Annotated in this window: 10 protein-coding genes; 5 read left to right on the top strand and 5 right to left on the bottom strand. The window is 41.4% G+C overall.

Translation table 11 applies throughout. From position 1 onward, the window contains the following. The first annotated feature begins 36 nt into the window (after positions 1-36). Positions 37-2,520 carry an FG-GAP-like repeat-containing protein gene (locus QTN47_RS22795; RefSeq protein ID WP_369331746.1) on the top strand — a complete coding sequence of 828 codons (2,484 nt, stop codon included), beginning with the start codon at positions 37-39 and terminating at the stop codon, positions 2,518-2,520. Here QTN47_RS22795 and QTN47_RS22790 read toward each other — a convergent pair. After that, the gene (locus tag QTN47_RS22790) at positions 2,498-2,734 is read right to left on the bottom strand and encodes a hypothetical protein (RefSeq protein WP_369331745.1); all 237 of its coding nucleotides are present in this window, start codon (positions 2,732-2,734) and stop codon (positions 2,498-2,500) included. The genes QTN47_RS22795 and QTN47_RS22790 overlap by 23 nt on opposite strands. Here QTN47_RS22790 and QTN47_RS22785 point away from each other — a divergent pair. Continuing rightward, entirely contained in the window at positions 2,664-2,906 is a 243-nt protein-coding gene (locus QTN47_RS22785) for a T9SS type A sorting domain-containing protein (RefSeq protein ID WP_369331917.1), read from the top strand. The two genes, QTN47_RS22790 and QTN47_RS22785, sit on opposite strands and share 71 nt — an antisense overlap. Positions 2,907-3,128: 222 nt before the next feature. Next, positions 3,129-5,891 carry an FG-GAP-like repeat-containing protein gene (locus QTN47_RS22780; protein ID WP_369331744.1) on the top strand — a complete coding sequence of 921 codons (2,763 nt, stop codon included), beginning with the start codon at positions 3,129-3,131 and terminating at the stop codon, positions 5,889-5,891. Between the two features lie 67 nt (positions 5,892-5,958). Here QTN47_RS22780 and QTN47_RS22775 read toward each other — a convergent pair whose 3' ends face one another. Next, positions 5,959-6,525, bottom strand: coding sequence for a carboxymuconolactone decarboxylase family protein (locus QTN47_RS22775; RefSeq protein WP_369331743.1), 567 nt, complete (start codon positions 6,523-6,525; stop codon positions 5,959-5,961). Between the two features lie 479 nt (positions 6,526-7,004). Here QTN47_RS22775 and QTN47_RS22770 point away from each other — a divergent pair, with 479 nt between their 5' ends. Continuing rightward, positions 7,005-8,060, top strand: a complete 1,056-nt coding sequence (locus tag QTN47_RS22770) for a phosphorylase family protein (RefSeq protein WP_369331742.1) — start codon at positions 7,005-7,007, stop codon at positions 8,058-8,060. Between the two features lie 86 nt (positions 8,061-8,146). Here the strand turns inward: QTN47_RS22770 and QTN47_RS22765 are convergent, their stop codons facing one another. The 3 genes from QTN47_RS22765 to QTN47_RS22755 all read right to left on the bottom strand — a co-directional run bounded on the left by QTN47_RS22765 (position 8,147) and on the right by QTN47_RS22755 (position 11,871). Then, positions 8,147-8,860 (bottom strand): LytR/AlgR family response regulator transcription factor, encoded by a 714-nt coding sequence (locus QTN47_RS22765; RefSeq protein WP_369331741.1) that lies wholly within the window; start codon positions 8,858-8,860, stop codon positions 8,147-8,149. 15 nt (positions 8,861-8,875) lie between these two features. Beyond that, positions 8,876-9,916 (bottom strand): sensor histidine kinase, encoded by a 1,041-nt coding sequence (locus QTN47_RS22760; protein ID WP_369331740.1) that lies wholly within the window; start codon positions 9,914-9,916, stop codon positions 8,876-8,878. 743 nt (positions 9,917-10,659) lie between these two features. Continuing rightward, on the bottom strand, positions 10,660-11,871 hold the full coding sequence (locus QTN47_RS22755; RefSeq protein WP_369331739.1) for an acyltransferase family protein: 1,212 nt from the start codon (positions 11,869-11,871) through the stop codon (positions 10,660-10,662). A 259-nt stretch (positions 11,872-12,130) separates the two neighbouring features. On the opposite strand from QTN47_RS22755, the gene QTN47_RS22750 reads away from it, so the two are divergent. Next, positions 12,131-13,642, top strand: a complete 1,512-nt coding sequence (locus QTN47_RS22750; RefSeq protein WP_369331738.1) for a DUF4832 domain-containing protein — start codon at positions 12,131-12,133, stop codon at positions 13,640-13,642. Positions 13,643-13,809 lie beyond the last annotated feature (167 nt).

Here is a 13,809-nt window from a genome sequence, read left to right as displayed (position 1 = left end):
TTTTAGATGTTATTCTCAACCTGTAAACTATACATTATGAAAGACGCCCACTTCATAAATGCCCATACTGGAAAACTGTTCAATTGTTTTTACCAGCAGTTTCTTTCTTTTAAAACAAAGTTGGTTAAATATGCTGCGCTGCTGCTAACCGGCTTAATATGCCAGCAGGTTTATGCTCAGCCTGTTATTACTTCCTTCGCTCCATTAAGTGGTTTACCTGGAAGCACTGTTACGATTTATGGACGCGGCTTTAGTTCAACACCTTCTGAAAACATTGTATTTATAGGAGGTACCCGCGCTTATGTAAAAACCGCTTCCGCAGACAAGCTGACGGTTCAGGTGCCGCGAGGCATAACCAATAAACCTATCAGCGTAATGGTTAATAACCTCATCGGCTTCTCTGCCACTTCATACATAACAACTAGCAAAACAGCAGGGGTAATAATGCCGGGCACTTTTGAAACGCCTAAAAATTTTTACATGAACACAAGGGCAAATGCGGAAGAAATTTTTTCTATTGACGATCTTGACGGAGATGGCAAACCCGATATTTTTGCCATAGGACGATTTTCAACCTTCGACGATTTTTATGCGGCCTACCGCAACACAAGCACTCCGGGAAATATTAGCTTTTCAGTGCCAACAATTTCAGATATACCTTTTTCATACAATAGAAATTTAATGCCTCTCACCGATCTTAACGGCGATGGCAAAAAGGATATTATTGTGTGGGCTGATGATCACTTCGCCATTCTACTCAATACCAGCTCAAACGGATCTATCAGTTTTAACGATGAATTGTTGATACCGCTTGATTTTAATTCCCAAATTTATGCGGTAGGTGCCACTGATCTTAATGCTGATGGCAAACCTGACCTGTACGGATTTAGATCCTATCCAAATACTGATTCATTGATATTCAGTCAAAATACAAGTTCCGGAAATGAGATTTCCTTTGCCAACCCAATAGTTTTACCGCTTCAGGTTTCTTACCACCCTTTTTTTATTGATTTGAATGGAGATCAAAAAGCAGATATTTTATATACTATGCAAGATGCAATGGCCGTGCGCATCAATACTAGTCATAATGGGATTACATCATTTGACGAACCTGAAAATATTTTCCCAACAAGCTCTGGAACATTTCTGGCTGTTGCAGACATCAACAAAGATGGCAAACCAGACATTGCTGTTAGTGCCTTATCCAACAAAAATGACAGCTTGCGTTTTTTACTAAATACCAGTACCTCTGGTAATATCAGCTTTGCCGCACCCGTGTCATTTCCTATCGGAATTAATGCGAAAGATGCTCGCCTGGTTGACATAGATGGAAACGGTCAACTAGATATTGCCGGCTATGAAGGTGCGTCTCGCAATTATGACATCGTGCGGAATAGCAGTACTGCCACACGCATGTCGTTTGTTCCACCGGTACGTTTTCCTTTTATAAGAAGCGGAGGCATTGAGTATGCCGATTTTGATGGAGACGGCAGACAGGATATGGCGTTTGCAGTAAAAGATTATTTGTCTTTTGTATCTGTTTTAAGAAACCAGATGGATACAGCAAGAGGACGGCCGTCTATAACATCATTTTATCCAACAGCGGCAATGCCATCTGACACAATAACAATTGAAGGCGACAATTTCAACGGCACAACCATCATAAGGCTGGGAGGTACAGCAGTGGAATCTTTCAAAGTTGTTTCCAACAACAGGATTACCGCCGTTGTCGGCAGGGGAAGTACTGGAGATCTGGAGCTTCTAAACAGGGTGGGATGGGTAATTAAACCTACATTTACATTGATCACAGATACTACCATCAAGCTGTTAAGCACAGTTACGGGTGTAGTGTGTTCGGGTAAAGTTGTACGGGTTAAAGCAGTGGTAACCAACGCATACAGTGGGATAACCTACCGATGGTACAGGAACGAAAAACTTGAACCTGCTTCCAATCAAATTTACACATCACATTCTATACAGGATGGTGATTCTCTTTATTGCCTTGTATCTTTCGCAGGCCTGCTTGATAAAGTGTTAAAGAGCGAAGTACTAAAATTCGATGTTAATCTTTCACAAACACCCAAATTACACATTCGGTCAAGCAAAGGCACATTAATATGCAAAGGCACACCGGTTATATTTAAAGCTATTGTGAATAATGGAGATTTTAAACCGGTATATCAATGGGCAAAAAACGAAATAATTGTTGGTGATACTTCAGATACTTATGTTGACAGTAATTTGCAAAATGGCGATGTCATTCGTTGTTCGATAGTTAAGGCACAACAATGCACCGTACTTCCGGCAACAGCTTCTTTGCAAATGACGGTTGATGAATCAAGACCACATACGCCCGTATCGATCATTGGTCCGGATGAAGTATCGCCTTCTCAGTCAAACGTTATCTTTAGTGTTGCTCAGGTTCCGGAGGTCAGAAGCTACAAGTGGCAAATCCCTTCAGGCGCTTCATTTGTTTCAGGTATTGGCACTAATTCCATTAGATTAACTGGAGTAGTATAACGGCTAAAATATCCGTAGGTGCAAGTAATGCCTGCGGCGTTTCAACTGTAGTTTCGAAAACTGTCCGTGTTTCCTCCACCAGTTCACGCATAGCCCAAAAAGAAACAAGCAAAGAAGTTACCAACGAAACTGAGTCAGTTGTTATATATCCTAATCCTGCAAATGGCAAAACAACTGTTGTTTTCAACGGCACGAACAATAAGTATAGTGCCATGGAATTGAGAGATGCTACTGGCAAACTTTTGCTGTATAAGAAAGTGCAGACTGTAAAAGGAGAAATGCGAACAGAAATAAATACAGCAATATATGCGCCTGGCATTTACTATGTGGTATTAATAGATCAAAACAACAAATCAACCACAAGGCGATTGATGATTGCTAAATAGATGAAATGCAAAATAGACTTGTCCCGCGCTTAAAAATGTTGGACAAGTTTATTTCATTAGACTTTGCTGCAATTCCAAATAGTCACTAGTAACCCAATTCTTTATTGAAAGCTATACGTTATGAAAGAGGTTTACTTAACAGATACCCCAGCTGCAAAACTCCTGAATTGCTTTTACAAACAATTTTTTTTTAAGAAAACGAGGCTGATTAAATCAACTGCTTTGTTAATAGTCTGCCTACTATGCCAGCAGCTTTTTGCGCAACCAGTCATCACTTCATTTTCGCCGTTGAGTGGCTTGCCCGGAAGCACAGTTACCATCAATGGCAGTGGCTTTAGTTCAATGGCTGCTGAAAATATTGTACTTATAGGAGGCACACGCGCCTATGTAATAGCAGCATCGGCGAATAAACTCACGGTTCAGGTGCCGCGAGGTATAACTACTAAACCCATTAGCGTAACGGTTAATCACCTTACCGGTTTTTCTTCCGTGGCTTACATTACAACGTATAAAACAGGAAATATTTTTTCACCAGGCACATTTGCTACGCCACAAAATTTTTATATGAACCCCAGGACGACTGTACACGACGGCCTTGCAATTGAAGATCTTGACGGAGATGGCAAACCGGACATGCTTGCAATGGCTTACTTTTATGATCCTTTTTATGCTGCCTATAGAAACACCAGCACTCGGGGCAACATCAGCTTTACTAAGCCGGTGACGGCGGCCATCCCGATTTCGTATACCACCAATCAGCCTCTTCTCGCTGATTTTAATGGAGATGGGAAAAAAGATATGTTTTTTTTTAATGAGGGCCAATTCGATATTCGTTTAAATACAAGTTTAAATGGAGCTATTAGCTTTAATAAAACAATATTAATGAATCTGAACAAACGCGACGACTTCTACATCTTTTCCGCGAACGCCGTAGATCTTAACGCCGATGGTAAAGCAGATATTTACTTCCAAGATCAGTTTGTTCATCAGGATTCAATTTTTTACGTTTTAAACACAAGTTCAGGCGATGAGGTTTCTTTTTCGCAACCAATGGCTTTACCCTTTCATGCTGCTGCACTTTACTCATTTGTTGACTTTAATGGAGATCAAAAGGTGGACATGTTATACCCGGAAGGTGATTCAATGGTCATCAGAATCAATACCAGCAAGAACGGAGTTGTGTCATTTGGCAACCCGGTAGGTGTTTACGTGAGTACTTTGGGATTATTTTATGGCGTAGCAGATGTTAATAAAGATGGTAAGCCTGATATCATTATGTCTAATCAACAAGACAGTTGGTATTTTCTATTAAATGCGAGTACGTTCGGCACTCCAAGTTTTGGTAAACCCCTTACCGTTCCCCTCGGTTTTTTTGTAGAGAATACGCGGTTTGTAGATATCGATGGCGATGGAAAACTGGATATCACCGGTTATGATATCGTCTCAAAAAACTATGAAATTGTAAAGAACACCAGCACAGCCGGACGTTTGTCATTTGCAACACCGGTAAGCTTTCCTAATATAAAAAGTCGCGGTATGGAGTATGGCGATTTTGACGGCGATGGCCGACAGGATTTAGCTTTTTCGGCAACTACCTATTTGTCTTTTATAACCGTGCTAAGAAACCAAACGGATACAGCAAGAGGCATTCCTTCTATTGAATCGTTCTCTCCCGCGGCCGCACTGCCGGGCGATACCGTAACAATCCAGGGAAATAATTTTAACGGCACAACCAATGTATCGCTTGGTGGTACTGCGGTTCAATCATTCAAAATTGCATCTAACAATAAGATTTCCGCAGTGGTGGCGCAAGGAAGTACAGGCGATGTGCGGGTGACCACAACAATGGGAACGGCAACAAAGCCCGTATTCAAATACCTGACTGACACTACAGTCAAAATAGAAACTCAAGATACCGGGCTGGTGTGTACAGGCATCACTGTGCACGCAGGAGTAACCGTAACCAATGCTTACAACAACATTATATATACATGGTACAGGAACGGCAATGTTGATTTTGGCAATCACAATTTTTACGCTTCTCAAAATGTAAAGAATGGAGATTCTGTTTGGTGCGTTATATCTTTCCGAAACTTGCCCACTGATAGAGTATGGAGAAGCAACACAATAAAATTCAAAATGGATCTTTCGCAAACACTCAAGTTGCGTATTGAATCAAGCAAGGGCACATTGATATGCAAAGGCGCTTCCGTTACTTTTAAAGCAATAGTTAATTATGTTGATGTTAAACAGGCATACCAATGGCAAAAAAATAACATCGTTGTGGGAGATACTACTGATACGTACGTTGATAGCAATTTGAAAAATGGTGATGTAATTCGTTGTTTAATAGTAAGGGCCCGACATTGCGTAACGCTTCCCCGGGCTGCGTCTTTACAAATGACCGTTGATGAATCCAGGCCGCTGGCGCCAGTAACAATTAATGGTCCGGATGAAGTCTCACCTTTTCAATCAAACATAATATTTAGTGTTCCGGAGGTAGCCGGCGCGCGAAGCTATAAATGGCAGATACCATCAGGCACCTCATTTGTTTCAGGCAATGGAACCGATTCAGTCACTGTTAACTGGAGCAGCACCACAGCCAAAATTTCCGCAGGAGCAAGTAATGCATGCGGTGTTTCTCCGGTAATCACCAAAACTGTTCGCGTTACATCTACTAACACACGCATAGCTCAAAAAGAAATAAGCAAAGAATTTACCAATGAAACTGAATCAGTTGTTATTTATCCTAATCCTGCAAACAGCAAAACAACTGTTGTTTTCAACGGCACTAACAATAAGTATAGTGCCATGGAATTGAGAGATGCGAATGGCAAACTTTTGCTGTATAAGAAAGTGCAGACCGTAAAAGGTGAAATGAAGACGAATATAAATACCGCTGCGTACGCCCCTGGTGTGTACTACATTGTATTGATCGACCAGAATAACAAGACAACCAGCAAACAATTGATGATTGTTAAATAGAATGAAGGAAAAAATTTGTCCTACACTTTGAAAGTGTAGGACAAATTTTTTCCTTCAACACAAGCCGCTACTTGCTCTCACTTACCACAAACGGTTTCGTCATATAACCTTCGGTCGCCCTTTGTTTTCCAATTGCATCATAGACCGCTTCATCATTGGGGGCCCATGTGGCAAGGCCATCAACGTATCTGTTGAACATGCAAAATGCGGCTGTTATCAGCACTGTATCGTGTATTTCTTTTTCAGTTGCACCTTGCTCTTTGGCAAAACTAATATCATGTGCAGTGACATCTTTTCCATCACGCTGTACTTTGGCAGCAATTTTAAGTAGTGCCTTCATTTTGGGTGAAAGATCTGAATGTTCAAAATCTGCAACAACATTTCTCACCAATTCTTCATTTCCATCTAACTGATATTTGGCAATCGCGCCATGTGTGGAAGCACAGTATTTACAATTGTTTAAAGAAGATGTGTAAGTTGCGATGAGCTCTCTTTCTCCGGGTGTTAAAGTAGATGTTTCCTTATCGTGCAAAAGTGTTTGAACCAGGTTATTGAGCGGCAACGCTGTTACGGGGCTGTACATAAATAAACTGCGAATGCCCGGATAGCCCGCGGGCAAGTCAATGTGTGGCATAGTTGGTGTTTTTTATTTAAAAGATAGGAGAAAAACAGGACATATAGTTATTTAAAATTCAGCGCAAGCCTAAGTGGTCGAGTAAAAGAAAAGCGAAACTGTGGTTTTACACATTGACAAAATGTAAAAACCAGAATATTTTTATCAACAGATGAAAAGTGACCGGCATTAACAATAATGCTAAACCGTAAACCTAAATCGCAAACTTTCTCAACCGCCCTGCCTGCAATGATTTACGTTTACTTTAAATGCGAAATCCGGCAAAAAGCCTGTAGAAAATGCTTCTCACGATTGACAGACTGGTTTTAATCAGCAACATATGGTTTGAGGAAAACAGTCCGACCTTGTTATAAGCATCACGCCGGCTTTTTCCTGGTGATTTGAATGAATAATTATCAAGCGCTTTCGACAGCTAATACTCGCCGTAGGATGAAATAAGTTATACCCTTTTTAAATAACAAATCCTAAAAATTCACTTTATGAAAATCGAAGATCTAAGCAGGCACATTATCACATTCGATGCTGATAATTTTGCTACACATGAAGCATTTTCCATCAGGGCGCCCAGGCGCACGCTTAACCAAATTCCCTGGCCCGCGGCTAAAAAGCCTCAACCACAACCTATTTCCGGTCAGCGTAGTAGCGATGCCCTTCCCAGATGTGATGTACTTGTGGTTACGTGGACCGTTGAAGAAGCAAAAGCACTTTCTGATGTATTAACGCCCGGGTTTAATAGTAAAACATCCTGGTATTCATACACCAAAGGTTATGACACAATAAAGACAACGCTTACTCACAAATCCCCTGCGCTGCAAAGCAAACGCCTGGGCAGTTATTTCATGACTAAAATCGGGAACAAAAAAGTGCTTTGTTTTAAATCTGAACTACACATGAGCACCGATGGTATTAAGCTACCTGTAAAACAATTATGGCAACAAGTCATATCTGAAAGCGCTCCTCAAATGGTCATCACAACAGGGACTGCAGGGGGCATTGGCGCGAATGTAAATCTTGGAGATGTTGTCATCTCCCAAAAGGTGCGTTTTGACTGCACGCGAACTTTTAAAAATCAGCCATTTCATGATGAGGTTTTCATTGCTGCTAAAAATGGCATAAAAGTACCGGGCAATAATGCCACGATCAAAAAATTACTGGCAGCGAATGCGGGATCATTACCTGTAGATTCGCCCAAACCAAGGTTTTATAATGATAAGCATCCTGTTAATAAAGCCGCCGGTATTGTTACAACAGATTTCTTTGCTTTTGATGATATAGAAGACACATACAAGCTTCAAAACCTCGGATCGGCAGTTGAAATGGGCGATGCTGTACTTGCATTGGTCTGTAAGGAGCAGGGCAACAACGCTCCCCAGTGGCTATGTATCCGGAATGCTTCCGATCCGGAAATTAAAGACAATATACCGTTAAAAGATCAGGCTCGCAAAGCAGCACAGATCTATGAACAATATGGTTACTGGACAACTGTTTGCAGTGCAATTGCATGCTGGGCGGTAATTACGAATAACCAGGTATGACTAAATTAACCGCATGATCTGTCCTACACTTTGAGGGGCCTAATGTATCTGTCCTACACTTTGAAAGTGCAGGACAGATACATGGGCTATCGTTTAAGCAATTTGCTATTAACAATCTTCTCCATCACTTCTTCCTTTTGGTATTTACTTATCGGCACTTTATGTTGTTGCACATTAAGCATATTTCCTTCAATTGAATTGATCTTATCAACAGCTACCATATATGATTTATGTGGTTGAATAAAAGCAGTCGCCGGTAATGTTTCCTGGAGCATTTTAAGTGTAAGATGAGAAATGATTTTTCTCTCGCTGGTATAAATAGCTACGTAGTTTTCCAATGCTTCAACAAAAAGAATATCTGCAAAATGAATTTTCTCCAGCTTGTTATCTGCCTTAACAAAAATATACTCCCGCTGTGCTGCATTGGTGTGTTGATTATTAAAATAATCGAAGGCTTTATTGGCCGCCTTCATAAACCGTTCAAAAGATATTGGTTTAAGCAGATAATCCAGCACTTCCAGGTCAAACCCCTGCACGGCATATTTTTCGTAGGCAGTTGTAAATATTACTTTGGGCGGATTTGCAATACTTTTCAGAAACTCAATGCCTGTTACGTATGGCATCTCGATATCAAGAAACAAAAGATCCACCTTTTCTTTCTTGAGCAGTGAGTTTAATTCAACCGCGTTCTCACACACACCAACAAGCTGCATGAAATCAATCTTCTCAATATATCCCTGCAATCCTTTTCGTGCAAAAGGTTCATCATCAGTTATTATGCATTTAATCACCTCACTCATAAACTTTATTTTTAACTACGTTAGCTCCTCGATCTGCAAACTGGCCTTGAAAACATTATCTTTCTTTCCCACATCCAGCTTATGCTTGCCCGGATACAGTAATTCAAGTCTTCTTCTCAGATTTTCCAATCCAATACCGCCAGTCCTTTGAACGGGCAATTGGCTTTGTTCAGGCACCGCGTTCTCAACACTGAAGATAAACCCGCTATCATTCATTACTGCTTTAATATTTATCCAGTATGCTCCCCCTACATATTTAAAGGCATTTTCAACCAGCGGCAACATCAACAGCGGGTAGACTTGCTGCCCGTTCAATTTACCGTCAAAATCAACAGTAAGCTGCAGTTTGTCAGATGAGCGCACTTCCTGCAATTCAATAAAATTCTTCAGGTAGTGGATCTCCTGGCTAACGGCAACGGTTTGTTGCTGATCATATAGCTGATAGCGCAACAGCTCTGAGAATTTCTCAATGCTCTTTTTTGCTTCACCTATATTATCATCCATCTGAAAATAGATCGTATTTAACGCATTAAACAGAAAATGCGGATGATATTGTGCTTTCAAAAACTTCAACTCTGTTTGTAACTGATCATTGGTAATTTTCTCCAGCTGGATCTTTCCTGCAATGTAGGCGTTTAGATATGTGCGGCTTCGCATAATGCCATAGTAGATCAGAATATACAATGTAGGAACAACATTTATATCCACTACATCATACCATTGCGCACCATCGTCTGTCACGGCAGTAAATGTCGTGAGGAAAACATTTTGCATCAGCAGGGAAACCACCAGCAGCCAAATCAATTCATAACCCAGGCGACGATAGCTGAATTCTGATGACCAGCGTTTGTCAAACCACCGGAACAGCTTCTGGTAAACCCACATAAAAATATAGCTGATGAGGATGCAGTACACCAGCTCAGTTGAAGTCTGCCCCCATCTTTTCCGCTCCCAGAATTTCATACCCGTAACAGAATCCAATAAAAGACGGATGGTGAAATAAATAACCAGGCCATATAAAGGCGGAAAAATGTATTTTAAAAATCGGTGACGCACAGGTTGATTTTTATTTATAACAATTCGATGTCGTTTATTAATAGTTATCACTCTCAAATACACACAATTACAATCAGATCTAAATTCGGGAGACTCTCCTATCGTACCAATGACAGATTTGATTATAATGGTGTTCTTTTTCATTGCCGTTCCGCTTTAGCGAACGGTAAAATGCAACACCATTCAATATGGCTTTAGCCACAAACAGTTTTTAGGGGCTAAAGCCCAGGATTAGAAGATCAATCATTATCCGTCGGCTAAAGCACGACGGCAATGAAACTAAATTAACCTGCTCCATTATCAACCGATCTGTCATTATATTTTACTGTGGCACCCTAACTCCCAGGAACTGACAACGCAGGCTCAGATTCCTTTATTATTCACTCGTCGTCGGCCTAGCTGCATTCACTCTTTCCAATAAGCCAGGATCGTCATGCCTACTGGATAATTTGGTTTGCCACAATCAAAAAGCAGAATGACAGGCTTTTTTTGGTGGTAGCCCATAGGGCTTAAAGTTCAATAGAATCCCTAACATAGAGCGTTCCTATTGTCCGTAGGACATTAACCCTTTTTATTTGGTTAAAGCCCTAACGGGCTATGAGGTCCTTGATTCGATCACTTCTATTGAGCTTAATTCCCTACGGGAAAACCCGTTGCTATTCCAAACTCCGCAATTGGCGCGACAGGAGTCATCTCCTAAATCTGACGGTGTATGCCTTAGTAAACGACATTGATCTAACAATTTAAAGGATATTTTTCAGCAGTGGAATTTTTCTAAAAACCACCGCGCTTAAAACATAAGTAATGATAATACTTAGAATAGTAAGCAACACAAATTTCAGCAACAAAGGCCAATGAAGCACAATCATTATTTTGCTGAGTGCAATAAGTACCGGTGTATGAAACACATAAACGGCAAAGGCATTCACGGAAAAGAATTTAGCCATTTCTCCCTGCTTGTTGTACTTCTCCCTGAACCAGATCAAAAAGAATATGGATAAGCCGACGCCAACCAGTTGCTCGCGACAGCATTCTACAAGGCTTTGCCAATGCATCCCCCCGGTATAAGGTTTTAGGTCGCCGTCCAATGCACCACCCCACACAATGTTGGCTATCCATAAAATCATTCCTCCTGTTAATGCAGCCCAGCCCCAGTAACGGCCCATGCGTGACGGAAATCTCCTTAACCAATCTTTTCTGAATGCCTGTGTACCTGCCCAAAAAAAGAACACGTATTGAGAGAAATAACAAAATTGCAGGTTGTAAAAATTTGTGCCGTTTGGCCATGGGATCCTGACAAGAAAACTTGATGCGGCTATCAATCCGGTAAAAATCCATATCGCAGTTTTAGTTGGGATTTTGCTCACCTTGCCTGCGGATGATTTTGATCCGGTTAGTTTTTGTTTAATGGATCTGGCTGCAGCATAAGCCAAACAAAATATAAGAAGCGCCTCACAGAACCAAAGAGGTCCTGTACCTCCCAACCAATGACCTTCGGTGATATAATGTGTGAATATGTCGACAAAACCCGGAACACCCGGACCGTTAAAAAGATAAATACAATAAATGGAAATTGGCTGTAAAACGAACACAAAGAACAGCAATGGCAATCCCAGTCTGAAAGCCCTGTCCTTTAGAAATTTCAAGGCGCCTTTGGTATCATATGCCTTAGGCACAAAATACCCTGCAATAAAGAAGAGAAATCCCATAAAGAAAGATTGAAGCCAGGCCTGGTATGTTGCAAAAATGAATGTTTCTGGCTTACCTACCGGCGTGTCTTCCATAAAATACCAGCTTCCGAGATGACTGTATGTTACTGCGGCATGCATGCTTAAAACCAGCATGATCATTACCCAACGAAGATTATCAATATATAAGATCCGGCTTGAAGACGGTCTCTCATTTACCCCGGCATTCAATGTTGAAGGCGCTGTTTTGTATAGCAATGGTTGCATAAAAATGATTTGTACCGTAAAGCTAAAAGTGCTACTACCGCTAAGAAAATTACTTTGACAACAGGACAATTAGCACGGGTGAATAGACGGTTTTGCTGAGTTCGGAATACACGGGAATCGTTAAAAGGGATCCAGGCAGAAAAGGCACTTCAAGCGACAGATCTCAAAATGCGGTAAAAAAGGCAGAGCGATAATACATGCATCGGTGAAAAGCTTTGCAAAGAGCCGTAACTTACTGGCTAAATGAAATAACTTGTTTATGGCGCAGCGCTACGGCACATTCGTTTTATTGATACTTCTGAATATAACCGGCATTTCCGCATTTGCACAGGATACAACGGTGATTTATACGATTGATTCAACCGACTTTGCAAATCCCGAAAGAGGTTTCTATCTTCCATCGCAAACATATGCCAGCAGTTTTAAACCCCTGGAAAGTCCCGAACTGAAAAATCAGTTTCGCGGGCCTGCAAAGCATGGATCTGCCTCCTACGCCATATATCCGACACTGCTGTTGAGGGAATACGTACTGGACACTTTTAAAGACAAATTGCTGAGTGAAAGTTTTTTGCAGTTGGTTGACAAGGATCTTCAGGCTGTGAAAGATGCGGGCATAAAAGTTATTCTCCGCTTTTGCTACGTGAATAAAACACACAAAGGCAGCTGCCCGGATAAGGAAGGCATTTGTCCGCCTTATGGTGATGCGCCGAAGCAGTTTGTGCTCAATCATATCAGGCAATTAAGACCATTATTTGCGAAGCATGTTTCCATAATAGCGCTTGTGCAGGAAGGTTTTATCGGAATTTGGGGCGAGAATTATTATACCGACTATTTCGGGGACGCATCAGATAATGGCAACGGCAAATTGTTGAATGAAGACTGGAATGCCCGGAGAGAAGTATTGACAGCGTTGTTAAACAGCTTGCCTCCAAGCCTGATGGTTCAGGTAAGAACGCCGCAAATCAAGCAGAAATTTTTATATGGTCCGGAAGCCCCCGTAGAATCAGCTCCTATGGATAAAACTATAGCGCTTTCCGGAGCTCCCGCTTCCAGGATCGGCTTTCACAACGACTGTTTTCTTGCAAGTCCTGATGACTATGGAACTTACAACGATTATGGCAGCAGTAGCCAGCCAAAGCAATCTGCCAATGACGCTTTACGCCGGTATGTTGAACAGGATAGTAAATATGTAGTGGTAGGAGGCGAAACCTGCGATGATGCGTACAGTCCACAAAATGATTGTCCGCCCGCCGGTCGCGCAATAGATGAAATGCAGGCAATGCATTATAGTTTTCTCAACACAACCTACAACAACGATGTAAACAACGATTGGGATTCGATGGGTTGCATAAACACGATCCGCAAGAAGCTGGGTTACCGTCTTGTGTTAAAAAATGGGATATTTCCTAAAGTGGCGCGGAAGGGAGACAATATCAATATCCATTTAACGATGGAAAACGAAGGCTTTGCATCGCCTTTTAAATTGCGGCCTGTTTATTTCGTCCTTCGGGATTCATCAAACAACAAAATTTATTCTTTAAAATGCAGGTCTGATATCAGAACATGGTTTACCGGCGTTACCCGGGTTGAAGAGCATTTAAAGGTACCGGTAGATATGATGCCGGGACGATATGAACTCCTGCTATGGCTACCGGATTCGGATGTGTTGCTTCACCAGCGTCCGGCGTATTCGATCCGATTGGCAAACAAAAATTGCTGGGAGGCGGCAACAGGTTATAATAAGCTGAATGTTTTTGTAGAGGTGAGGTAAAAAAAATTCTGATCGCATTTATCCGGTCTAAGGCGGTTTCCCGGGTGCAGAAAAACCAAGATTAACAGGATAACGCTTAATCCTTCAGTCAACGTACTGAAGAATGAGGAACGCCGAAAACTAATTTCGATATGGTGGGAATAGCACACTTGATCTGCAGACTGCAA

The sequence above is a fragment of the Danxiaibacter flavus genome (genome assembly GCF_041060425.1).
GTDB lineage: Bacteria > Bacteroidota > Bacteroidia > Chitinophagales > Chitinophagaceae > Danxiaibacter > Danxiaibacter flavus.
Note: the sequence above shows the minus strand (reverse complement) of the source record. Positions and strands in the feature narration are given on the sequence as shown.